Raw genomic sequence first — 22,570 nt, forward strand, 5'->3', positions numbered from 1 at the left:
TGCGTGCGGACAGGGCAAATGCTTAGTCCGTGGGCGCATGCCGTACAAATCACTGAGTTATAGTCCCTGAGTTTTCCCGCACGCTGCGATCAATGTGAGGGTGCACTGCCTATGTTTCAGGGTTTCTCCTATGCCAGACACTATTGAGCTTGTCGCCACTATCTTGTTTGCGGTGGCGGTTATCCACACTTTTTCGGTACCGGTCTTTGCGCGCCTGGCGCATCGCAATGGGCCGCATGCCGGGGTATGGCATTTGCTGTCCGAGGTGGAGGCCGTATTTGGCGTCTGGGCTTTTGTGCTGATCGTGTGTATGGCGCTGCTCAGCGGCAGCGAGGCGGCCATCCATTATGTAGATACGCGTAACTTCACTGAACCGCTTTTTGTGTTCGTGATCATGGTGGTGGCAGCGAGCCGGCCGATCCTCGAACTGGTGGGCCTGGTTGTGAGGGGCCTGGCGCGTTGTTTACCAGTGCAACGCGAGGTCGCGACGTTTTTCGTTGTGATGTCGATGGTGCCGCTGGGAGGCTCTTTCATCACTGAGCCGGCGGCGATGACACTGGCGGCAATTCTGCTGCGTGACGCTTATTTCCGCCGATCGGGACATACACGCTTTAAATATCTGACGCTGGGCGTGTTGTTTGTCAACGTGTCTATCGGCGGGGTGTTGACGGCTTATGCTGCGCCACCGGTCTTGATGGTGGCTTCCACGTTTGGATGGGATTCGGCCTTTATGGCGACGCATTTCGGCTGGCGTGCCGCGATTGCCGTGTTCATCAATGCAGGGATTCTGACCTGGATCTGCCGCAGCGCTCTGATAGCTCACAGTATCGGAACAGGCAATGGCATCAATGCCGCGGAAGACGAGCCCCCCAGGCGCGCTCCTGTGCCGCTGTTGATCATTCTGATTCACCTGGCATGTCTGGTGGGGGTTGTGATGACGGCGCACCATCCGGCCGTCTTTCTGGGTTTGATGATGCTGTTCATCGGTTTTTCCCATGCCTATCGGCGTCACCAAGATCGTTTGCTGATCCGCGAGGGGCTGATGGTCGGTTTTTTCCTGGCGGGGTTGGTGGTTTTGGGGGGCCTGCAAAAATGGTGGCTGCAGGATCTGCTGGGCGGCTTGGAGCCGACCGTATTGTTCTGGGGTGCGACCGCGCTGACGGCGATCACAGACAACGCCGCGCTGACCTACCTGGGTTCGCTGGTCGAGGGATCGAGCCCGACATGGCACTACATGTTGGTGGCTGGTGCGGTGACCGGAGGCGGGTTGACGGTAATTGCCAATGCGCCCAATCCCGCGGGTTACGCCATTTTGCGGCCTTTTTTTCCTGACGAAGCGATTTCCGCAGGCAAGCTGTTTCTGTCTGCTCTGGTGCCTACCTTGGTGGCGGCGGGAATGTTCTTGGTGCCCATTGGGCGATGATGCTTCGGCTTGACGTGTCCTGGGAGATTGCTCGGCAACGTGGGCTGTCTGTCAATTAGCCCGTTGTGGCTTCGACGCATCCCAGGAGCACATGACTTGAGTGATGGCAGCGTCCATTACCGTGTAACGGATACCATCACGGGCCAACGTGGGCAGTCCTAGCAGAAAGGCATCGAAGACAGTCGCCAATGCCCGGACATCCGTATCGGCGCGCAGTTCACCGCTGTCGATACCTCGTTGTACACAGGAGGCGATGCCTGCTCGTGTCCGAGCGCGAGAGCGCGTCAGTGGTGTGGTCACATCTGCATTTTCTTCGGATGGTGCACTCATGACGCCCAATCCAACCATGCAGCCTTTGGGGTGCCCTCGGTCGCATTGCATTCTGGCCGAGTTTCGCAGTGTGGTTTCAATGGCTTCGCGTGGAGGAAGGTCGGGATCCCACAGGGATTCCGTCACCTGGGCATAGGTGGATAGGTAACGTTGCATGCACTCCTGAAACAGGGCTTCCTTGGATTTGAAGGCCGCGTAGAAGCTTGGTGCGGAGATGCCATTGCCAATGCCTGCTTTCAACTGGTTCAACGACGTGGACTCGTAGCCGTTCTGCCAGAAGATGTGCATCGCCTGTTCAACGGCTTTGTCTCGGTCGAAGGTTCGCGGACGCCCCATTACCGCCATGTCTAACTCCAAGAAGTTCTTTTCTATTAAGATACTAAACGATATATAAGTCGTTGACAATGCTTCGGTGCGCAAGTAATATACCGTTCGATACATAAATCAGTTAAGGCTGTAGCTCGTAGCTACACACAAGGCGGGTTCCATCATCCTCTGTTGATCTAGCTCACACGGGATGCGGAATTTTTCGCCTATATATATACCGATTGATATATATCTAGACGAGTCAAAGTCGAACCTCACGCAACCCTCCTTTTATCGAGAAAGATCGCCGTGACAATGTCTACTTCAACAACGATCAGGGCCAAGGGCGACCGTTTGCCGCTGGCGGCACTTCTGGCGTTGGCCATGACCGGCTTCATCTGCATCATCACTGAAACCTTGCCGGCTGGACTGTTGCTTCAGATGGCACAGGGTCTGGACGTCTCCACCTCTCTGGTAGGCCAGACCGTTACGGCTTACGCGCTGGGTTCTTTGCTGGCTGTTATTCCACTCACCATCGCAACGCAAGGCTGGCGGCGGCGCAACGTATTGCTGCTGACGATTGTGGGCTTCCTCGTATTCAATTCGATCACGGCGCTGTCGTCGAACTACTGGTTGACGCTCGTCGCCCGGTTCTTGGCCGGTGTTGCCGCAGGGCTGGCGTGGAGTTTGCTGGCAGGCTATGCGCGCCGCATGGTTCCTGTTCGTCAGCAGGGCAAGGCCTTGGCCGTGGCGATGGTCGGCACGCCGATCGCGTTGTCGCTGGGTGTGCCATTGGGAACATGGCTCGGCGCCGCCATCGGATGGCGTAGTGCGTTTGCCATCATGTCGGCGCTGACCTTGGTGCTGATCGTGTGGGTGCTGGCCAAGGTGCCGGACTATCCGGGGCAGGCCAGCCATGAACGTTTGCCTTTGCGCCGGGTGTTCACAACGCCAGGTTTGCGACCAGTGCTTGGCGTGGTCATCGCCTGGATGCTGGCGCATAACATTCTCTACACCTACATCGCGCCGTTCGTTGCGCAAGCGGGCCTGGCCGCGCACGTGGATGTCGTGCTGCTGATATTCGGCCTTGCGGCGCTGGCCGCCATCGCTGTCGTAGGCCGTCTTGTCGATCACTATTTGCGTGCTGCGGTGCTGGGCAGCCTGGCAATCTTCGTCGTGGTGTCTCTGCTATTTATCTGGCTGGCGCGCGTACCGGCTGCCGTCTATGTCGGCGTGGCCGTATGGGGACTGACGTTCGGCGGAGCGGCAACGCTGTTGCAAACCGCATTGGCCGATACGGCCGGCGATGGTGCCGACGTGGCGTTATCGATGAATGTCGTTGCCTGGAACGGTGCCATCGCAGGCGGCGGGATCCTAGGGGGGATTCTGCTGGATGTGTTGGGTGTGACGTCATTCCCGCCAGCACTGGTTTTGGTGCTGATAATCGGATTCGTCATCGCGTGGTCGGCGCGAACGCACGGCTTCAGGGCCGGAGCCCGTCATACGCACGTCCCGGGACACTGAGCGATGAAAGCCCACGTTATGAAAGATGCCGTCAATTCCAGATATGGCATTCCCGTTTGAGGACCTGGCACAAGCGCATCAATACGCGGAATCAAACCAGGCATTCGGCAAGATCGCCGTTGTTTTGCAGTGATTCAACATTAAATTTTTTACGTAATTGGGAAATCTCTCATGTTCAAGAAACTATTTTCAACGCTGGTCCTCTCGTCCGCAGCACTGCTCTCGGCGCCGACATTTGCTGCTGATGAATTTCCCGTTCCGGCCGGTTTTACCAGCGGATACCAAACCGTCGATGGCGTGCGCCTGCACTATGTCAAAGGCGGCAGCGGGCCGTTGGTTTATCTAGTGCATGGTTTCGGTCAGACGTGGTATGAGTGGCATCAATTGATGCCGGAGCTTGCGAAGAACCGTACCGTTGTCGCAGTGGATCTGCCGGGTCTTGGGCAGTCGGAGGTACCCAAGTCGTATCGCGCCATCGACGTTGCCCCTTTGCTGTATCAACTGGCCGAGAAATTCAGTGGCGGCCAGAAGTTCGACTTGGTGGCGCATGACATCGGTATCTGGAATACCTATCCCATGCTGGTCAAACATCAGGACAATATCCGTCGCGCGGTCTATATGGAAGCGCCCATTCCTGATGACAGCATCTACGATTTTCCCGCGTATAGTCCTCAGGGCGAATCGCTGGTGTGGCATTTCAGCTTTTTCGACGCCGATAACCAACTCGCGGAGAAGCTGATCGCTGGAAAAGAACGCTTCTTCTTCGAGCACTTCATCAAGGTGCACGCCACGAATACGGCAGTCTTCACGCCGCAACTTCTGGATCTCTATAGCAGGTCTTATTCCAAGCCGCATAGCTTGAGCGCTGCATTCGGGTATTACCGCGTGTTGAACCAAGGTGTTATCGACAACAAGCAACTCTCTCAGCAGAAGATAGAGATCCCGATGCTGGCCATCGGCGGTGGCGGCAACGGCGGTATGGGTGAATACGAAAAACAAGTGGTGAGCCGCTATGCCAATCATGTTACGGGCAAGGTGCTGCCGGACTGCGGTCATTGGCTACCGGAGGAATGTGCAGCACCCTTGAACCGGGCTGTGGTGGATTTCCTTGACGCACCCTGAGGAAAAATCCACCCGATCTGGCGAAGCAAGCGGGTGGTACGAGAATGGAAACTCAATTCATTGGATGAGAATTATTTTCATTATGTGGGATGGCTCCTGCCGCTGGCAAGTACGCTCCAGGAGCACGTGTTGGCTGTAGGACACTGCCTCGTCGGCAAAAACCGCTAAAATTCAATACTTTCCCGTATTGGATCCGGCGCCGCCAGGCCGCCGCCTGTTTGCCCGGGCGGTGCCATGGTGGTTTTGATGCGCCGGCGTGCCTGGAACATCCCAACCATGCCTATCTATGCTTACAAATGCAGCGCCTGCGGCCATGCCCAGGACGTGCTGCAAAAAATGTCTGACGCGCCGCTGTCGGTTTGCCCCGAATGCGGCCAGTCCACGTACGCCAAACAGGTCACTGCGGCCGGCTTTCAGCTCAAGGGCTCGGGCTGGTACGTGACCGATTTCCGTAACAATGGTGCAAGTGGCGCCGCTAAGTCCGACAGCAGTACGTCCGGCGGCAGCAGTACGTCCGCAACGGCTGCGCCTGCCAAGAATGACACCGCCAGCCCCGCACCAGCGGCTTCTCCGTCAACCCCTGCGCCCACGGCCGCCTCCTGATCGCTGCGGAGCAGATGGGCATGCGCGTCATCAAAAAGTATTTCATCACCGGGTTGCTGATCTGGGTGCCCCTGGCGATTACCGTCTGGGTCCTCGGTTTGCTGGTGGCGACCCTCGAGGGTTTTGTGCCCAGCTTTTTGTCGTCGCAATCGCTGTTCGGCATCAATATTCCCGGCTTTCGGTTCGCGCTGGTTATCGTGGTCGTGCTGCTGACAGGGATATTTGCCGCCAATCTGCTTGGCCGAACCCTGCTCGAGCAGTGGGAATCTCTCCTGGGCCGCATCCCGCTCGTGCGTTCCATCTACAATTCGGTCAAGCAGGTCAGTGACACGGTACTGGCGCCCAATGGCCAGGCGTTCCGCCAGGCCGTGTTGGTGCAGTATCCGCGAGCCGGGTCATGGACGATTGCCTTTCTGACGGGTGTGCCCAGTGGCGAGGTGGCAAACCATCTGCCGGGCGAACACGTCAGCGTCTATGTCCCGACGACACCGAATCCCACGTCGGGTTTTTTTCTGATGATGCCCCGCGACCATGTCATTGAGCTGCAAATGAGCGTGGACGCGGCCCTGAAATACATCGTATCCATGGGCGTGGTGGCGCCGCCGGCCCAGCCGGTCGCGGCAGCTGCCCCCATTCCAGCGGCTCCGGCCGTTGATTCGTAACTTTTTTACGCTGATACACAGCACCTAGGAGTCATTCCGCAATGCGTACCTGCTACACCGGCGAGGTTTGCCGTGACCATCTCGGCCAGACTGTCACCCTGTACGGCTGGGTGAACCGCCGCCGTGACCACGGTGGGGTCATCTTCATCGACCTGCGCGACCGCGCGGGGCTGGCCCAGATCGTGTTCGATCCGGACAATGCCGCCTTTGCCACCGCCGAACGCCTGCGCAACGAGTTCTGCATCCGCGTCACCGGTCTGGTGCGTCTGCGCCCCGAAGGCACGGCGAACCCCGATCTGGCTTCGGGCGAAGTCGAAGTGCTGTGTAAAGAGGTCGAAATCCTGAACGCGTCGATCACGCCGCCGTTCCAGCTCGAAGACGATAACCTCTCTGAAACCACGCGCCTGACGCACCGTGTGCTGGATCTGCGCCGTCCGCAGATGCAACGCAATCTGATGCTGCGTTACCGCGTGTCCATCGAGGTGCGCAAGTTCCTGGATCAGTTGGGCTTCATCGACATCGAAACCCCGATGCTGACCAAGAGTACGCCCGAAGGCGCGCGCGACTATCTGGTGCCTTCGCGTGTGAACGCCGGTCACTTTTTTGCCTTGCCTCAGTCGCCGCAGCTGTTCAAGCAGATGCTGATGGTGTCGGGCTTTGATCGTTACTATCAGATCACCAAGTGCTTCCGCGACGAGGACCTGCGTGCAGACCGTCAGCCGGAATTCACCCAGATCGATTGCGAAACCTCGTTCCTGAGCGAAGTCGAAATTCGCGAGATCTTTGAAAACATGATCCGTCATGTCTTCAAGGTGGTGCAGGGCGTTGAGCTGCCCGAGCAATTTCCTATGATGAGCTGGACCGACGCCATGCAGCGCTATGGTTCGGACAAGCCCGACCTGCGCGTGAATCTCGAGTTCACCGATGTGGCGGACATCATGGCGGATGTGGATTTCAAGGTGTTCGCCAGCGCCGCCACGACACCGGGCAGCCGCGTGGTGGCCTTGCGCGTGCCGAACGGCGGCGAGTTATCGCGTAGCGAGATCGACGCGTACACGCAGTTTGTCGCGATTTACGGCGCCAAGGGCCTGGCCTATATCAAGGTCAACGAAACCGCCAAGGGCCGTGATGGCCTGCAGTCGCCTATCGTCAAGAATCTGCACGATGCCGCGCTGACCGAGTTGATCAAGCGCACCGGCGCACAAGACGGCGATATCATTTTCTTTGGCGCTGACCGTGCCAAGGTGGTCAATGATGCGATCGGCGCCTTGCGCGTCAAGATCGGCCACAGCGATTTCGGCAAAAAGCACAACCTCGCGTCCAGCGGCTGGAAACCCCTGTGGGTGGTCGACTTCCCGATGTTTGAATACGACGAGGAAGACGGCCGCTACACTGCGGCACATCATCCGTTCACCAGCCCCAAGGACGGCCACGAAGACTTCCTGGAATCGGATCCCAGCAAGGCATTCGCCAAGGCCTATGACATGGTGCTCAACGGTTGGGAAATCGGCGGCGGTTCCGTGCGTATTCACCGCGAAGAAGTCCAGAGCAAGGTCTTCCGTGCGCTGAAGATCGGTGCCGAAGAGGCCCGCGAGAAATTCGGCTTCTTGTTGGATGCGCTGCAATATGGTGCGCCTCCGCATGGCGGGATCGCGTTCGGCCTGGACCGTATCGTGACGATGATGACCGGCGCCGAGTCGATTCGCGATGTTATCGCTTTCCCCAAGACCCAGCGCGCCCAGTGCCTGCTGACACAGGCGCCGTCCGAGGTTGACGAGAAGCAATTGCGCGAACTGCACATTCGTCTGCGCAATGTTGAAGTGAAATGAAGTAATCTGCGGGCAGAGGGTGATGCGGGTTTCGTGTTACCCATCCGCTAGCCAGGGTAAGGGCAGCTTAGGCTGCCCTTGTCCGTTGCATACAAGGCGCCATTCGGTTTATGTCGCTTATCCGCGTTATCAGCTACAACATTCACAAGGGACGCTCGTCCTTGGGGCGTCACGAGTCGCTCAATGACTTGCGTCTCGGCCTGTATGGGTTGCGTCCTGATTTGGTGTTCCTGCAGGAAGTGCAGGGCCGCAACGAACAGCGTTCCATATCGCATGCGCAGCACGAGTCGTTGGCCGCGGCATTGCGCTTGAATGTTGCCTATGGGTGCAATGCCATTCGTGACCGCACGGATCATGGCAATGCACTGTTGTCGCGCTATGAGATTCTGGATCATGAGAATCTGGATATCTCCGATCATCGCCTGGAGCAGCGAGGCTTGCTGCATGCGCGGGTACGGATCGAGGATCGCAACGTGCACTGTTTTGTCGTGCATCTCGGATTGTTTGCGGGCAGCCGCAGCCGGCAGATTCTGGCGCTCTCAGAGCGTATTGCTCAATCGGTGCCCGACGGCGACCCTATCCTGATCGCAGGGGATTTCAACGATTGGGGTGATCGTCTGGCGCCCTTGTTCGTACAGCAGTTGGGCGTGATCGAAGTCTTTGCCAACGCCCCCCGCAGTCATGGTGGAGAACTGCCCCGGCTGAGGGATTCGGTGCGACGGCTCAGCAATGCCCTGAGAGGGGTGCCCAACGCGCTGGCCGTTCAAGAACGCGGCAACCAGTTGGGGATGGATGGGGCATATTGTCCGCTGCCGCCGCCACGTACTTTTCCGGCCGTGTTTCCGTGGTTCAGGCTGGACCGCATTTATCAACGTGGATTCGCCGTGCGCAGCGCGCGTGTCCTGCGTGGCCGCGAATGGGCGCGCTTGTCGGATCATGCCCCGTTGCTGGCGGAGCTCGAGCTGCCGTGAAGGCCGATATCGTCAGGCTGGATTGGACCGATCATAACGCCGTCGACCTGCTGCAAAATGGCGCCGATTTTTTTCCGGCGCTGTGCCAGGCGATTGATGCGGCGCGCGTCAGTGTGCATCTGGAAACGTACATCTTTCTGCCCGATCGCACTGGTAGGCAGGTTCTGCATAGTCTGGAGCAGGCGGCGCGTCGCGGTGTGAAGGTTCGAGTGGTGCTGGACGGTTTTGGCAGTGCCACTACTGCGCAAGCCATACGCGATCGCATTGTGGAGGCGGGCGGGCAATGCCGCATTTATCGCCCTGAACCGCCCTGGTATGGACGACTGGTACCGTCACGTAGCCGGCTGCGCCGCTTGCATCGCAAACTGACAGTCGTGGATGGGGAGATCGCTTTCATTGGCGGCATCAACGTCGTGGATGACTACGACGATCTCGATCCTCACGACGGTATCAATGCTCCGCGGTTTGATTTTGCAGTACAAGTACGAGGCCCCTTGGTGGCGTATGCCGTGCATGCCCAGGACTTGCTATGGGTACGGATGAATTGGGCCAGACTGCGCCGTTATCCGCGTGAGTGGCCCCGTGTCAAGCTGGGCTTGCCATCGTGGCCCTCCGCGGCGCTGGCGGGCCAGCAGCGCGCCGCGCTCGTGTTGCGTGACAACTTGCGTTATCGGCAGACGTTTGAGCGGGCGTATTTGTACGGTATTCAACATGCCCAGCGAGATATTCTGATCGGCAATGCGTATTTTTTTCCCGGCCGCCAGTTCCGCAAAGCACTGCTGCGTGCGGCTGCACGTGGCGTCAAGGTGCGTTTGCTGCTGCAAGGCAAGATCGAATACCACATGCAGTATTACGCGACGCGATCGCTGTACGATCAGTTATTGCGAGGCGGCATAGAAATCTACGAGTACATGCCCAGCTATCTGCATGCCAAGGTCGCGGTAATTGACGACATGGCTATAGTCGGCTCGTCGAATCTCGATCCGTTCAGCTTATTGCTGGCGCGCGAGGCGAATGTCGTGGTCGACGATCTGGCGTTCGCCCGCGACCTGCAACAGCGTCTGGAAACGGCAATCGCACAAGGCGGGCGATTGGTTCGCCCCCTGGACTATCAGCGGCGCGGTTGGTGGAAGCGGTGTGTCGATGCCGTGTCCTATACGATGCTGCGTATCGGCGTGGCGTTGACGGGACGTTCGGGAGAGTATTGACTCAGCTGGAGGCGTTTGGCGCGCTTTGCACTGTCAGTTGCCATTTTCCCTGTTGGGCTTCATCCGCTGAAAGCTCTATCGTGTCGCGCGTTTCCAAGAGGCAAAGGTCGCGATGCCGTGTGGCATTGACCATGGTGCGCTTTCCAATGAGTTGAATCGTCTGGCGCACTTTGCCTGTTTCATCGATCAGGATGGCTTGAACGTCTGTGACCGAACTCGCCGGAAGGTCGCCCTGGCAGGCCAACGCCGTTGTGCCGTCGCCGAGTCGAAAGATATTCTTGATGAAAAACGTTTGTGCCACAGTCAGAGTCCTTTGTCGCGCAGTACTTGAAGGATGCGTACGTCTTCGTCTCCCAAGCCGAGCATTCCCTGATGGCGAATCATAAAGTCTTTTACGTGAGTTTCCGCACTGCCCAGGCCGCTGGTGCCCAGTCTGTCGACAATACCCAGGCGCGATTGCGTGCCGTGCAGGAACTCTTCCAGGACTGCGGCTTTGCTGGGATTTTCGCGCAATAAGATACTGGAATTATAGGGGCCTCCGACTGAGGCCTCGGCGCCAAAGTAATCGAGCATGCGCAACTCTTCGGAGCCGGGTTTGGCAATGATGAGAGATCGTTTACGCCCTACTGCGTCCAGGAGATCGTCTGACGCGCGTTCTACGCCCATCAGGTCATTGGGGCTGCGCAAGGGCGCGCTTTGCGCGCCAGCCGCGGATCGCGCCGTTGTCGGCGTCGGGGTCGCGGGCCTTGGTGTGGCTGCGCTTGCTCACCGTGGTGCCAGACGGCCGGCCCCTCGGGTCAGCATCGCGATGACCGCACCGACTCCCATCGCCATGACGCCTTGCGCGAACTGCTTGGCCGCCTCGTTCAGGTCGTTTTGGCTGGATGCGTCGATGGTCAAATTGAAAAATCGCGCCAGACTCTTGATGCCGCTGAAAATCGACCAGCCCGCGAAAGCAAAGCCGATGGCTATCAGCGCCGCGTCGGCGACAAACCCTACGCCGACGGCGTGTGAGCCCGCCCAGATCACGAGACCGCCGACAATGATTGCCAGATTCGTGCCGCTGAGTTGGCCAGCCAGTTCTGTTTGGAGTGCAGCAGGCATGTACTCCAGACTTTGATTGAGAACGTAGCCGAACCGATCGGCCAAGGGCCATTGAGAAACCGGGCCGGAAAGCGTGGCCGACAGTTGTGCAGGTTGCACGCTGCCGTTGACGTCGTAGCTGGCCGAGTCTGGCAGGGCGACTGCGGAGATCTGGCCGGCCTGCATCAGCGCCATCATTTGCTCGGTGGTCTGCTGGGCGGAGTAATGTCCAGGGACCGAGCCGGAACAGATCAACCGTCGATAGAGCGCCGATAGCTTGGCCAGCGACGCGTCGTTGCGCAGGTGGGGATATAGCACCGCACGCAGGCGCGTGGGCTCGTTGATGACCAGCGACCTGGATATTCCCTCGAATACATACCAGGGACCAATGAGCAAAAGTTCGCCGTTATTACGCAGAGCGGCAACTTCGCCTGATCGTTCTAGTGATTTGACGTCCATAGGGCTGTCGTTGTTTTGTAATGGCCACGACTGGGCTCTGGCGAGACGATGCAACACACCGCCTGCGACAGAGCCGTCAAATGCTAGCAATCTTTGTGTAATACGCTGGCAATCGACAAAATTTTTCGCGCTTGTTTCAAATTGACATGGGCGCGCGATATACAGGCGTGCTTCGCTTCAGGCCCGGCGCTCATCGTGTGAAACGCTGCCTTCGGGAAATCGCGCGATCCCTTCAGATCAGGCGCGTCGTGCCGGCCAGCGTATCAATCCCAACGAGAGCGCTGTTCCGATCAGAATGATGGCTGCGCCCGTCAAGATCCTCGCGGTCAGCATTTCGTCCAAAAACCAGACACCCCACAGGACGCCGAAGACCGGCACCAGAAAGGTGACACTGACCGCGCCCGTTGGACCGACGCTGGCGATCAGGCGAAAGAACATGATGTAGGCGAATCCGGTGCAGAGAATCGCAAGCGCAACGGTGGCAGACCATGCTTGCCAGGAGACGGGCGCGGCCGGCCAGGTGGCGATGGCCAGGGGGGCCAGGATGAGCGAAGCCCCGATCATGCTGCCGGTTGCACTGGACAACGCGTCGACGTCACTGAGAAATCGTTTGGTCCAGTTGGCGGCGATGCCATAGAACAGCGGAGCGGAAACGGCGGCCAGCACTGCGGGCCCGTCGCCCCCCGCGCCGAAATTCAGCTTGTCCCAGACCAGTACAACGATCCCCAGGACGGCCACGGCCAAGCCGAACGCTCGGCTCCAGGCCAGCCGGTCTTTCAGCCATAACCAGCCGATGACCGCGCCCCAGACCGGTGTGACCGCATTGGCAACCGACATGAATCCGGCGCCAAGCGACTGAGCGGCATAGGCATACAGGAGGAAAGGAATGGCGGAATTCAGCGCGCCCACGACCAGAATGGCTTTCCAGCGTTGTGCAATCAGTGGGAGCTTGCCACGCAGTGCGGCCAGCGGTAGCAGTGTCAGCGCCGCCAGGCCGACGCGCAATTCCATGAGCGGGCCGGGCCCAAACTCCGGTACGGCCAGACGCATGAACAGAAATGATCCGCCCCACACTGCCGCCAGCAGCAGCAGGTCCAGCAAGTCGCGACGGCGCATGACGCAAATTTCCCGTTAGGCTTTACGCCGTTGAGCGGCGCGGGTGAGGACATTTTTCATTTTGACGCGATGCGCCAGATAGGCGCAAACCAAGGCCAGGGCGACGCAGATGACGAGACCGATACGCACGCCTTGCAAAACCGAACTGCGGGCAATGGCAATACCGACCAGGGCGGTCCCTGCAGCGCTGCCGATGGCGCGAGTGGTCTGTACCAGTGCCGAGGCGATGCCGACGTCGCGGCGCTCGCTGAGCATCTGCATGAACAGTGTCAGGTTGGGCAGCAAAAAGCCCAAGGCGCAGCCATTGACGAAAAAAGCCGCCAGGATCCAGATCGTCGAGGTGTCTTTGCCGAACGCCAGCACCATGAGCGAGCCTACTGCCAACAGACAGCCCCCAAATACCATCAGACGCTGCGGCTCGCTCTGTTTGGGAAAGAGCTGCCCGTTGACGATGCTGCCTATGGGAATGGCTGCCACCAGTGGCGTCAGCAACAAGCCGGCCTCGCTGGGGGTGTAGCCCATTTCCGTTTGCAGCAGCAGGGGGCTGTAAAAAATCAGGATGAACATCACTGCACCGACCGCGAGGCCGGCGACGTTCAGCAATTGCGGCTCGGGCCGTGCAATGACGCGCAACGGAAAAATCGGCGAGGACACCCGCCGTTCGTAGGGAATCAACAGGGCGATCGCGGCCACGCCTGCCAAGGCCAAAGCCAGCGCCAGCATGGGATGGGCATGGTCGCCGGGCGCAAAGGCCAGCTCCATGGCGGCCAACGGCGCACTGACGGCGATGACGAGCAGGAGGCTGCCCACCCAATCGATGCGCCTGCTGCCAGCCTGCGTCGCAAGTGGCCGGATGCGCGGAAAATAGCGCGCCAGCAGGAACAGGGCGACGACTGCAGCGATCGGAGATATGAAGAACGCAGCACGCCAGCCCAACGCCTGTGTGGCAGCGCCACCTAGCAGCGGACCGATGCCGCTGGCCATGGCAAAGGCCGCCGACACCAGCGCGAGCCAACGCACTCGTTCCTTGGCGTCGGGAAACAAGTCGGCTGGCGCGGCGAAGGCCGTGGCGATCATCATGCCGCCGCCTATGCCTTGCAACGTACGGAAGGCAATCAGCTGCGGCATCGATTGTGCCAGGCCACAGGAGATCGAGCCCAGAGCAATGATCGCCACAGACAGCAGCATCAGGGGCTTGCGCCCGAATAAATCGCCCAGGCGCCCAAAAATCAAAATGGACGCCGCGGTGGCGAGCAGATAGCCAGTGCCCACCCACGCGTACAACGCCATGCCATTGAGGGCTTGCGCGACGCGCGGCAGCGTCGTGCTGACAATGGTGGAGTCAAAGGCGGCCAACACGACGGTGGCCGACACGCCCATCATCGCCATCAGCAAATCGCGCTTGGAGCGGGGGGGCTCCGGGGCGGTATCAGCAGAGGGCGTCGCGGGCGTAGTCATGCCGCCAAGGATATCACTGACAGGTCAGCGATCTAATCGTGAATGAGCGGTGATTCAAAGAAAATTTGATGATTCACATCGTTCGCGCGCGCGTTCAAGCGATGGGCTATGTCATGCCGGCAGTTGAACCGGAGCATGACGGTCCGTGCCGCGGGCGTCATCCTATTTGAAGAAGGCGTGATATCCCACAATCATGACCACCACCGCTGCCACTGCCAACCAAGACCAGCGTGAAGAGGCCAGACCACGTTCGGGCTCTTGCGCCGGTGGAGGAGGAGCAATACGTGGAACCTTCGACATGTGATCGATAAAGGCAGCAAAGAATTTTTCCACCAGCTTGCCGCCGGCCTTCATGAGGACGGGTTCGCCGACCTTGCCCAGCGTTCCTCCGGCCATGGCGGCGACTGTATAGGCCAGTCGCGTGCCATCGTCCTTCTCGGACAAATTGATCTGCGCAGTCCCGATAGCCAGGCAAGCAGTCGGGCTTTTACCCTCGAAGGCCAGTGCGCAACTGTGAGGCGGCTTCAGTTCGGAAAGCAAAACTTCTCCTTCGTAACTGGCTTCTACGCCGCCCACATTGGCATGCAAGGACAAGGCATACTCTGTCGGGGATCGTTTTTCGATTTTGACGCAACCCGGCAGGCATTTCTGCAGCACAGCAGGGTCCATGAGAGCGTCCCAGGTTTGGTGCTGGGTGGACGGAATCCATTGAGCATCGGCTATGCGCATGGCGGTCTCCTTGGTCTGCTTTTGAATTCATTGTGGACCTGACGGCCGCCGTTGTCATCTGTCTCGCATCAAGTTCTCGTCGCAACCCCAGGGAGCCACTGTAGTGATGATTAATAATATGTAGCGAAATAGTACATTTAGACACGAGTAAACTAGGACAAAACCCAATATAAACAGCGGCTAGCATTAGGCATGGCCTGCATGCATGGAGTTTCCTGGGTGTTTTTACGCATGAGTTGTGCCACGCCGTATGTCGTCTTCTTTGTATTCCCCTGAATATCGTCCCGATATAGATGGTTTGCGCGCCCTGGCAGTGCTGTCAGTGGTGCTGTGTCACGCAGGTGTCGCCGGCTTTGGCGGTGGCTACGTTGGCGTCGATATTTTCTTTGTGATTTCCGGTTATTTGATCACTGGGCAAATATTGTCCGGTCTGTATCAACGCCAATTTTCCTTCTGCGATTTTTACGCACGTCGCGCCAAACGCATTGTGCCGGCCTTGTTGGCGGTGGTTGCGTTCACCTTGGCTGCGAGCTTTTATCTGTTGATGCCTGACGAGTTGGCCGAGACAGGCAAGGCCGCCTGGCAGACGGCCTATTTTTTCTCGAATCACTATTACTGGGGCTTAGGCAACGGTCACTGGGACCAGATCGACCAGGGCACGCAACCGCTGTGGCATCTCTGGTCGCTGGCTGTGGGCGTGCAATTCATGATCGTGCTGCCGGGCTTGCTGGCGCTGCTTTTTCGGGTCGGCCGACGCGCCGATCCGGCGGGTTCCCCACCTTTTGCCCCACCGCCTATATGGGTGGTGCGCAGCGTACTGACCGGGCTGGCTCTGGTGTCGTTCGGGTTGAGCGGCGCCCTGTTGCAGGCCGATCCGTCGGCCGCGTTTTATCTGCTGCCATCCCGGGCGTGGGAGTTGCTGCTTGGCGGTGTCATTGCATCGCTGGCAGGGTCGCGCCTGAGCCGGCCACCACTGTGGCTCGCCGAAATTTGCTCGATCGTTGGGTTGATCTGCCTGCTGTGGGCGGTGTTGACCTATACCCAGGCGACTCCGTTTCCCGCTGCGCATGCCTTGGTGCCGGTGGCCGGTACTGGCCTGATTCTCTACGCGGGCTATTCGCGCACGCCGGCCTGGATGACACGGCTCCTGTCCTTGCGGGCGCTGGTGTTTGTGGGGCTGATGTCCTATTCGCTGTATTTGTGGCATTGGCCCTTGTGGGTCCTATCGCGTTCGACAGTGTGGTCGGTCCACGGATGGCCGCAAATCCCGGTGATAGGGTATCTCGCGCTCACGCTCCTGATTTCCTGGCTCTCGTGGCGTGGGATCGAGCGGCCTTTCCGGACGGGATGGTTTTCGAAGGTGGGGTCCAGGACGATACTCGCTGGGGCCCTGGGGGTATGTATCGCATGCGTCGGGGCGGGATGGTGGACCATACACGCCAGCCGCACCGATCAGCAGAGCCTGCCGCCAGTGCTGACGCAATTGGATCATGACACCAGCGTCGCGCCGGGTATCGAGTGCGAGGGCAAGCCGGAACTCGACGCGATCCGCATGGGACAGTCGGGATGTGGGCTGGGAGATCCTGCGGTGGGGGCGTCCCAGCCGGATTTCATCTTGCTGGGGGACTCGCATGCGCGGATGTGGGTCGGTGCATTCGACGCTTTGGCACGTGAACTGCAATTGCATGGTGTTGCCATGGCGTATGCCAACTGCGCACCGTTGCGCGGGGCGGTTTCGCAGGTGCGTCCAGATTGTGCGCAGATCACCGACGCAGCGCTGGAATATATCGCGCGCTCTCCCGTTCAGCAGGTAATTCTGGCTGGTTTTTGGACCGAGGCGGAGGCCACGGCTTTTGCGGGAACGGCAACGGCGGTGAATGGTTCACCGACGTCGGCGCCGACGTTCAGCACCTCGTTGCGCGACACCATTCGATATCTGCAGCAGGCCGGCAAAGCCGTAACGCTGATCCTGGATGTGCCGCGGCTGGCCAATGACGACGTCCCTCGCGATTCGGCTTTGCTCAGTGTCAACCAGAAAGGGGTCGATGTATACGGGCCCAGTCTGGCCGATCATATGGCGCGCCAGGCGACAATCGTGAGGAGCATCGAGGAAGTCTGGCCGACGGTAAAGCCCTTTGGAATTGTGGACCCGGCCGTTGAACTGTGCACCACGGGGCAATGCCTGGTGGCGCGCGAAGGGCGCACCTGGTATCGCAATGCGCATCAGGTGACCGACGACGCCGCCGGCGAATTGCGCGCGGTCTTTTTACCGCTATTGCGATCCGTGTCCGCACCGCGATGACGCTGCCTGCCGGGGCGGGCACCATAAAGTTTACGTTTGTTGTAAATTGCCAGGATTCTGTTTTGCGGCCCGACCCGTATTTTGTGGGTACCCCGCTAGTCCATTGATGGCAACCCGTATTCTTATTGTCCGTACTTCGTCGCTGGGCGATCTCGTGCACATGCTGCCCGCGATCTCCGATATTGCGCGCCATGTCCCCGATGCTGTCATCGACTGGGTCGCAGAGGAGGCGTTTGCGGAGATACCGAGCTGGCATCCTGCCGTGCATGACGTCATCAAAGTGGCGCATCGACGTTGGCGCAAGGCCTGGTGGTCCGAGCCGGTGAAAGCCGAGCGGCGGGCGTTGGCCGAGCGGTTGCGCTCGGTGAAGTACGACGTCGTGCTGGATATGCAGGCGCTGATGAAGTCGGCCTGGCTGGTGCGCCAGACCCGCGGCGTGCGCCACGGGCTGGACTGGCGTTCGGCTCGCGAGCCTTTGGCATCGATGTTTTATCAGGTGCGCCACCGTGTCGAGTTCTGGCAGCCGGCTGTGACGCGGCAACGATTGTTGGCGTCTCTGGCGTTCGGTTATACCTACAGCGGCGCGCCGGATTTCGGATTACAGGCGTTCGCGCAGCAGGCGCGCGCGCAGGCGCAGTCCTGCAAAGACCAGGGCGATTGCGCCCGTCCGCATCATCATCTGAATACGGATCGCGGCTACGCCGTGATCATGCCGTCGGCCAGCCGTGACGACAAACTCTGGCCCGAGGAGGACTGGCGCGCCGTGTTTACGCGCGTGCGCGAGGCCGGATGCACGTTGCGGCTGCTGGCAGGCAATCCGCAAGAGGCCGAGCGCGCTCAGGCCCTGGTGGCCGGTTTTGACGGTGTCGAGGTGCTGCCCCGCATGGATTTGACGGCCATTGCCCAGCAATTGGCGGGTGCACGCATCATGGTGGGGCTCGACAGCGGCTTGACGCACTTGTCGGCCGCGTTGGGACGTCCCACGGTGGGGATCTATCGGGCTTCCACCCCGGTGCGCACCCCGTTGATAGGTTCGAATTTCACTGCCAGCCTCGGGGACCGCGGCGCTCCGCCGTCACGAGAGGCTGTCTTGGCCTCTGTCGACCAGGCATTGGCGGCAAGCTGATCGTGATGGCACAGGGCTGACATGCGACGCGGCACCTACACTCTGGCGTTGTATGTTCTGGCTCCCTTGGTCTGGCTTTGGATGGGGCGGCGTGCCCGTCGGGCCGGCGGCGACTGGGGTATTTTTTCCGGCGCAAGGTTCGGCCGCGCGGATGACCGCAGTCCGGCTCCCTTTGCCCGGCCGCCCGTCTGGGTGCATGCCGTCAGCCTGGGAGAAACACGCGCAGCACAGCCCTTGGTACAGGCCTTGCTGGAACGTGGATTGCCAGTATTGTTGACCCATACGACAGCGACAGGCCGGGCCGAAGGCGCTCGCTTGTTTGCCGAGGCGATCGCCTCCGGTCAATTGCGTCAGACATGGCTGCCCTATGATTTTCCTGGTGCTGTGCGCGGATTTTTGCAGCGTCATGGGCCCCGTTGCGGGCTGCTGATCGAGCGTGAGGTATGGCCCAACCTGCTGGCGCAGGCGCGCCGGCAAGGGATCCGCATGGCATTGATCAGTGCGCGATTTTCCGCCTCTTCGCTGCGCCAGGCGGGATGGATGGGGCGGGCGCTGCGCGATGCGTTGGCAGGTCTGGATGCCGTGTTGGCACAAACTCCCGAAGACGCCCAGCGGCTGGAGCAGGCGGGCGCGCGCCGGGTCAGCGTGACAGGCAATTTGAAATTCGATCTGAGCTTGCCCGAATCGCAGGTCGAAGAGGGCCGGGCTTGGCGTCAAGCGGTAGGGCGGCCGGTGGTGGCTGTGGCGAGTACGCGCGAAGGCGAAGACGCACTATTCGTGCGAGCGATAAAGACGCTGCGCGACGCGCAGACGAATGGGGCAGGGGCGATAGCGGGATCCGGAGAGACGGCTGTCGATATGGAGGTAGCGGCAGGAGCGAGCGCTCAGCGGTCCGTGTTGTATCTGGTGATCCCTAGGCATCCACAACGCTTTGAGGAGGTTGCCGGGCAGTTGAATGCCGCGGGGCTGACGTATATGCGGCGCACCCAAGCCCAAAAATACGCCCCCCAGGACCTTAGGTCTCAGGCAACGCCGCAGCAGGGGCAATTACCGCTGACGCAAACAGAAAATTTGCCGCTTGCAGATCTCGATGTCGATGTGATGCTGGGAGACACGCTGGGCGAGATGCCGTTTTATTTTGCCGCTGCGGATGTGGCCATCGTCGCAGGCAGTTTTGTGCCGCTGGGAGGGCACAATCTGATCGAGGCCTGCGCCGTAGGCGTGCCGGTCATCGTCGGGCCGCACACGTTCAATTTCAAACAGGCGGCAACCGATGCGATTGCCGCAGGCGCCGCGCTGCGGGCTGCCGATGTGCCTGAAGCATTAGACACCGCGTTGACGCTTGTGGGCGACGAAAACCGTCGCCTGACTATGAGCCGCGCCGCGCGCGATTGGGCAGCGGCACATGCCGGCGCCACCGCGCGGACCTTGCAGGCGTTGCAAACGTGGTTGTCGTCGTAGCAACCGGTTCCCGCGCGAGTTTATTCAGCTGGTAGCGCCGCTGTCTTGCGTTGTCCCTTGCCAGGTGCAGAAAGCGCGGTAAACAGCGCGATGAATGTCACGTACAGACTCACCGTGCGCATGCCCCGGAACATGAGTTCGGTGAGGCCAAAGACGGCGAAACCCAGACACACCGCGAGTCCCATGGCCGCCGCCACGCGCTGCGCCTGAGGGACGTTACGGCGCATGCGGCACGCGAACAGCGCCGCCGGTGCGAAATACAGAATGAGCAAGGCGAGGCCGCCAAGCAGGCCGTTAGTGGCCAGCGCCAGCAGCAGATCGTTATGCGGCTCGCCGAAATCCCGGGCCACAAAAGACGAAACTTGACCCTTGGCAGCCAGTTGCTGCAGCTCGTCTGAGAATGTGGATTGACCGTCGATTCCCGACCAGGGAGAGTGTTTGATCGTATGCCATGCTGCGCCCCATAGCTGCAGACGTATGCACATGGACGTGTCGGCAGTCGGGGCCACGGTGACGCATTCGTGAATCTCATGAACGCCTTGAGCCACGCGTTCACGCAATGCCGGACTGGACGCACCGATAGCCAGTGCGACCAGGCCAATGCCCAGCAGCGCCGCCAATGCTCGCATTGGGCGGCGGAGCCAGCCAGCCAATACGATGCCGATCGCTGCGAACACCGGGATGGCCATCCAGCCGGTACGAGTTTGTGTCAGGACGAAACCCAGGCAGGTGATGACCGCGACGGCGAGTTTGAGCGCCTGTTCGGCTCGTGGATGGCGGGTGAGCTGCCAACCCAGGCTATAGAGGGTCATCACGGCCATCAGCAGCATGAGGTTGCCGTAGCCGACGGCATTGAATTGGGGCGTCAGTGGGCGCTCTAACGTGGGGCCCGCCAAATAGCAGACGACAACCGTGGCGCCAATGCCCGCGGCGAACACACCCCAGACGAAATGGCGTAGCCGGTCACGATCGATCAATAGAAAGCCGGCCAGCAGGCAAGGAAAGCCCAAGGCGATTCGCAGGCCGCGCTCAATGCCGGGGCCTTCCAAATGGCCATTGAGCAACTGGCTGAGCAGTACGGCCGCCAGCGGCAGGCACAACACGAGCGCCAGCCAGCGGTAGGGATGCAGCAACTGCAGTGCGCGTGCGGCAGGCGCAGTCAAGACAATGCAGAGACAGCCGAAAGCCAGTATGTAGACCAGACCGCTGCCTAAACCCACAGTGAGCGTCAGTACAGGCAGGAGGGCTACCAGTAAGGTAATCAGTAGCGAGGTACGGGGTAAAGATGATGGCGTCATGAAAAGAAAGCGGCAGGCTGGGACGGCTTGGGCAGCCTATCGGTGCTTTTAAAGTGCTACGGCAGCGTGACAAAATTGTTACATAGTTTGTGTAAAATATTCTAAACCTACCTGGCCTGATGGAATTTTTTTTGTGGTTTTTGCCACAGAGTTTGAAGAGCGATGGATTCTATGGTGCGGCTCAAATCACCAAGAGCGCAGAATTCCAGGCTTGCAGTGGCCAAGAGGAGATATCTAATCCAGCGAGTATAGCTGCGACGACTGAAATGAAGCGATAAATACGCATGCATCGGTGTCTGGCGGGGAGATGCGCAAATACCAGCGGATCAATCCAGAAACACTATGTATGGGTACCTACCTATAGAATCCGCACGGAACCCGGCAGCTTGGGGTTTCTAACACTGCTTTGCTATGCAATATTTGTTGACGGCGTTTCTTACCTCGTTGGTATTCACTGCGCTACTTGTTCGAAGCCGATTCTGGCGCAACGGTTGGACTTTGGATTCCGAACTCGGCAGCGTACAAAAATTCCACGCCAAGCCTGTGCCGCGCGTGGGAGGCCTCGCGTTGGTGGTCGCTATGGCGGCTACCTGTATGGTGGCGGGTTTTCGCGAGCCTGAAGTTTTGTCGGGCATGCTGTTGCTGGGCTTGTCGGCTGCGCCCGCCTTTTTGGGGGGATTCACGGAGGACCTGACCAAGCGCGTACGGGTCTTGACCCGTTTGGCGCTGGCGATGGCGTCGGGGGCGGTGGCGTATTTTCTGCTTGGCGCCGCGGTGACGCGGGTGGACATCATCGGCTTGGACTGGCTGCTGCAGTTCAGCGCCATATCGTTCGTTTTCACGATTGTGGCGATCGGCGGCGCGGCCAATGCCCTGAATATCATCGATGGATATAACGGCTTGGCGGCAGTAGTGTCGGCGATGATTTTCGCGGGCTTCGCCTATGTCTGTTTCTATTTGGGCGATCGCATGCTGCTGATCGTGGCCCTGGGGATGCTCGGCGGCGTGATCGGATTCCTCTTCTGGAATTATCCGCGGGGTCATATCTTTCTGGGTGATGGTGGCGCCTATTTCCTGGGTTTCATGATCGGCGAGTTGTCGGTGTTGCTGCTGGCGCGTCATCCCGAGGTGTCGGCCTGGTTTCCGCTGCTGCTGTGTATCTATCCCGTATTCGAGACGCTATTTTCTATTTATCGCAAACGTTGGGTGCGCGGCAACTCACCGGGGGCACCTGACGGCGTGCATCTGCACATGCTGATCTACAAGCGTGTCGTACGCTGGGTGGTGGGGTCGCGCGAAGCGCACCATCTGACCTGGCGCAATTCGCTGACGTCGCCGTATTTGTGGTTGCTGTCGTCGCTGGGTGTGATTCCAGCCGTGCTGTTCTGGCAAATGCCCATCGTATTGATGGTGTGCGTGTTGGCGTTTGCCACAGGGTACATCGTGCTGTATCGAAAACTGGTGCTTTTTCGTATCCCTAAGTGGATGATTGTAAAGAAGAAAAAGCGGCTACATTGAATGTGCCTCGCCGCATGCCGGCAGACCTTGCGCCACCCGCAG

General features: G+C 59.5%; 21 protein-coding genes. 13 read left to right on the forward strand and 8 right to left on the reverse strand.

What is annotated here, in order from left to right; genetic code table 11:
- The first annotated feature begins 130 nt into the window (after window positions 1-130).
- Window positions 131-1,423, forward strand: a complete 1,293-nt coding sequence (locus ACNA0I_RS15960) for a putative Na+/H+ antiporter (protein ID WP_415806975.1) — start codon at window positions 131-133, stop codon at window positions 1,421-1,423.
- Between the two features lie 51 nt (window positions 1,424-1,474).
- Here the strand turns inward: ACNA0I_RS15960 and ACNA0I_RS15965 are convergent, their stop codons facing one another.
- Complete coding sequence (locus tag ACNA0I_RS15965) at window positions 1,475-2,098, reverse strand: TetR/AcrR family transcriptional regulator (protein WP_415806976.1); 624 nt, start codon at window positions 2,096-2,098, stop codon at window positions 1,475-1,477.
- 276 nt (window positions 2,099-2,374) lie between these two features.
- Here ACNA0I_RS15965 and ACNA0I_RS15970 point away from each other — a divergent pair, with 276 nt between their 5' ends.
- From ACNA0I_RS15970 to clsB, 8 genes are all read left to right on the forward strand, one after another.
- Window positions 2,375-3,583, forward strand: a complete 1,209-nt coding sequence (locus ACNA0I_RS15970) for an MFS transporter (RefSeq protein ID WP_415806977.1) — start codon at window positions 2,375-2,377, stop codon at window positions 3,581-3,583.
- A 43-nt stretch (window positions 3,584-3,626) separates the two neighbouring features.
- Window positions 3,627-3,716: a zinc-binding dehydrogenase gene (locus ACNA0I_RS15975; RefSeq protein WP_415806978.1), complete on the forward strand. Its 90-nt coding sequence runs from the start codon at window positions 3,627-3,629 to the stop codon at window positions 3,714-3,716.
- 38 nt (window positions 3,717-3,754) lie between these two features.
- Entirely contained in the window at window positions 3,755-4,705 is a 951-nt protein-coding gene (locus ACNA0I_RS15980) for an alpha/beta fold hydrolase (RefSeq protein WP_415806979.1), read from the forward strand.
- A 276-nt stretch (window positions 4,706-4,981) separates the two neighbouring features.
- Window positions 4,982-5,308, forward strand: a complete 327-nt coding sequence (locus ACNA0I_RS15985) for an FmdB family zinc ribbon protein (RefSeq protein WP_415806980.1) — start codon at window positions 4,982-4,984, stop codon at window positions 5,306-5,308.
- 20 nt (window positions 5,309-5,328) lie between these two features.
- Complete coding sequence (locus tag ACNA0I_RS15990) at window positions 5,329-5,970, forward strand: DUF502 domain-containing protein (protein WP_415806981.1); 642 nt, start codon at window positions 5,329-5,331, stop codon at window positions 5,968-5,970.
- Between the two features lie 41 nt (window positions 5,971-6,011).
- A complete protein-coding gene (gene aspS, locus ACNA0I_RS15995) occupies window positions 6,012-7,799 on the forward strand; it encodes an aspartate--tRNA ligase (RefSeq protein ID WP_415806982.1) in 1,788 nt (595 codons plus the stop codon).
- Window positions 7,800-7,909: 110 nt separating this feature from the next.
- Entirely contained in the window at window positions 7,910-8,770 is an 861-nt protein-coding gene (locus tag ACNA0I_RS16000; protein ID WP_415806983.1) for an endonuclease/exonuclease/phosphatase family protein, read from the forward strand.
- Entirely contained in the window at window positions 8,767-9,978 is a 1,212-nt protein-coding gene (gene clsB / locus ACNA0I_RS16005; RefSeq protein ID WP_415806984.1) for a cardiolipin synthase ClsB, read from the forward strand. Before ACNA0I_RS16000 ends, clsB begins: the two co-directional genes overlap by 4 nt.
- A 1-nt stretch (window position 9,979) precedes the next feature.
- On the opposite strand, the gene ACNA0I_RS16010 is transcribed toward clsB, so the two are convergent.
- The 6 genes from ACNA0I_RS16010 to ACNA0I_RS16035 form a co-directional block, all read right to left on the reverse strand.
- The gene (locus tag ACNA0I_RS16010) at window positions 9,980-10,279 is read right to left on the reverse strand and encodes a hypothetical protein (protein WP_415806985.1); all 300 of its coding nucleotides are present in this window, start codon (window positions 10,277-10,279) and stop codon (window positions 9,980-9,982) included.
- A gap of 2 nt (window positions 10,280-10,281) precedes the next feature.
- A complete protein-coding gene (locus ACNA0I_RS16015; protein ID WP_415806986.1) occupies window positions 10,282-10,665 on the reverse strand; it encodes a hypothetical protein in 384 nt (127 codons plus the stop codon).
- 78 nt (window positions 10,666-10,743) lie between these two features.
- On the reverse strand, window positions 10,744-11,520 hold the full coding sequence (locus ACNA0I_RS16020) for a hypothetical protein (RefSeq protein WP_415806987.1): 777 nt from the start codon (window positions 11,518-11,520) through the stop codon (window positions 10,744-10,746).
- Window positions 11,521-11,757: 237 nt separating this feature from the next.
- Entirely contained in the window at window positions 11,758-12,636 is an 879-nt protein-coding gene (locus ACNA0I_RS16025; RefSeq protein WP_415806988.1) for a DMT family transporter, read from the reverse strand.
- Window positions 12,637-12,651: 15 nt separating this feature from the next.
- The gene (locus ACNA0I_RS16030; RefSeq protein ID WP_415806989.1) at window positions 12,652-14,094 is read right to left on the reverse strand and encodes an MFS transporter; all 1,443 of its coding nucleotides are present in this window, start codon (window positions 14,092-14,094) and stop codon (window positions 12,652-12,654) included.
- A 162-nt stretch (window positions 14,095-14,256) separates the two neighbouring features.
- A complete protein-coding gene (locus ACNA0I_RS16035; protein WP_415806990.1) occupies window positions 14,257-14,823 on the reverse strand; it encodes a CoxG family protein in 567 nt (188 codons plus the stop codon).
- A 250-nt stretch (window positions 14,824-15,073) separates the two neighbouring features.
- Between ACNA0I_RS16035 and ACNA0I_RS16040 the strand changes: the two genes are divergently transcribed.
- The 3 genes from ACNA0I_RS16040 to ACNA0I_RS16050 all read left to right on the forward strand — a co-directional run bounded on the left by ACNA0I_RS16040 (window position 15,074) and on the right by ACNA0I_RS16050 (window position 19,712).
- Window positions 15,074-17,125, forward strand: coding sequence for an acyltransferase family protein (locus ACNA0I_RS16040; RefSeq protein WP_415806991.1), 2,052 nt, complete (start codon window positions 15,074-15,076; stop codon window positions 17,123-17,125).
- A 106-nt stretch (window positions 17,126-17,231) separates the two neighbouring features.
- On the forward strand, window positions 17,232-18,251 hold the full coding sequence (gene waaC / locus ACNA0I_RS16045; RefSeq protein WP_415806992.1) for a lipopolysaccharide heptosyltransferase I: 1,020 nt from the start codon (window positions 17,232-17,234) through the stop codon (window positions 18,249-18,251).
- Between the two features lie 21 nt (window positions 18,252-18,272).
- Window positions 18,273-19,712 (forward strand): 3-deoxy-D-manno-octulosonic acid transferase, encoded by a 1,440-nt coding sequence (locus ACNA0I_RS16050; protein ID WP_415806993.1) that lies wholly within the window; start codon window positions 18,273-18,275, stop codon window positions 19,710-19,712.
- A gap of 20 nt (window positions 19,713-19,732) precedes the next feature.
- Here the strand turns inward: ACNA0I_RS16050 and ACNA0I_RS16055 are convergent, their stop codons facing one another.
- The gene (locus ACNA0I_RS16055) at window positions 19,733-21,010 is read right to left on the reverse strand and encodes an O-antigen ligase family protein (protein ID WP_415806995.1); all 1,278 of its coding nucleotides are present in this window, start codon (window positions 21,008-21,010) and stop codon (window positions 19,733-19,735) included.
- Between the two features lie 411 nt (window positions 21,011-21,421).
- On the opposite strand from ACNA0I_RS16055, the gene ACNA0I_RS16060 reads away from it, so the two are divergent.
- Complete coding sequence (locus ACNA0I_RS16060) at window positions 21,422-22,528, forward strand: MraY family glycosyltransferase (RefSeq protein WP_415806996.1); 1,107 nt, start codon at window positions 21,422-21,424, stop codon at window positions 22,526-22,528.
- Window positions 22,529-22,570 lie beyond the last annotated feature (42 nt).

Source organism: Bordetella muralis (assembly GCF_965139205.1).
Lineage (GTDB): Bacteria > Pseudomonadota > Gammaproteobacteria > Burkholderiales > Burkholderiaceae_B > Bordetella_A > Bordetella_A muralis.

Coding starts and splice junctions, on each gene's coding strand:
- ACNA0I_RS15960 (WP_415806975.1), top strand. CDS start 131: ATGCCAGACACTATTGAGCTTGTCGCCACTATCTTGTTTGCGGTGGCG.
- ACNA0I_RS15965 (WP_415806976.1), bottom strand. CDS start 2,098: ATGGCGGTAATGGGGCGTCCGCGAACCTTCGACCGAGACAAAGCCGTT.
- ACNA0I_RS15970 (WP_415806977.1), top strand. CDS start 2,375: ATGTCTACTTCAACAACGATCAGGGCCAAGGGCGACCGTTTGCCGCTG.
- ACNA0I_RS15975 (WP_415806978.1), top strand. CDS start 3,627: ATGGCATTCCCGTTTGAGGACCTGGCACAAGCGCATCAATACGCGGAA.
- ACNA0I_RS15980 (WP_415806979.1), top strand. CDS start 3,755: ATGTTCAAGAAACTATTTTCAACGCTGGTCCTCTCGTCCGCAGCACTG.
- ACNA0I_RS15985 (WP_415806980.1), top strand. CDS start 4,982: ATGCCTATCTATGCTTACAAATGCAGCGCCTGCGGCCATGCCCAGGAC.
- ACNA0I_RS15990 (WP_415806981.1), top strand. CDS start 5,329: ATGCGCGTCATCAAAAAGTATTTCATCACCGGGTTGCTGATCTGGGTG.
- aspS (WP_415806982.1), top strand. CDS start 6,012: ATGCGTACCTGCTACACCGGCGAGGTTTGCCGTGACCATCTCGGCCAG.
- ACNA0I_RS16000 (WP_415806983.1), top strand. CDS start 7,910: ATGTCGCTTATCCGCGTTATCAGCTACAACATTCACAAGGGACGCTCG.
- ACNA0I_RS16020 (WP_415806987.1), bottom strand. CDS start 11,520: ATGGACGTCAAATCACTAGAACGATCAGGCGAAGTTGCCGCTCTGCGT.
- ACNA0I_RS16025 (WP_415806988.1), bottom strand. CDS start 12,636: ATGCGCCGTCGCGACTTGCTGGACCTGCTGCTGCTGGCGGCAGTGTGG.
- ACNA0I_RS16030 (WP_415806989.1), bottom strand. CDS start 14,094: ATGACTACGCCCGCGACGCCCTCTGCTGATACCGCCCCGGAGCCCCCC.
- ACNA0I_RS16035 (WP_415806990.1), bottom strand. CDS start 14,823: ATGCGCATAGCCGATGCTCAATGGATTCCGTCCACCCAGCACCAAACC.
- ACNA0I_RS16040 (WP_415806991.1), top strand. CDS start 15,074: ATGTCGTCTTCTTTGTATTCCCCTGAATATCGTCCCGATATAGATGGT.
- waaC (WP_415806992.1), top strand. CDS start 17,232: ATGGCAACCCGTATTCTTATTGTCCGTACTTCGTCGCTGGGCGATCTC.
- ACNA0I_RS16050 (WP_415806993.1), top strand. CDS start 18,273: ATGCGACGCGGCACCTACACTCTGGCGTTGTATGTTCTGGCTCCCTTG.
- ACNA0I_RS16055 (WP_415806995.1), bottom strand. CDS start 21,010: ATGACGCCATCATCTTTACCCCGTACCTCGCTACTGATTACCTTACTG.
- ACNA0I_RS16060 (WP_415806996.1), top strand. CDS start 21,422: ATGCAATATTTGTTGACGGCGTTTCTTACCTCGTTGGTATTCACTGCG.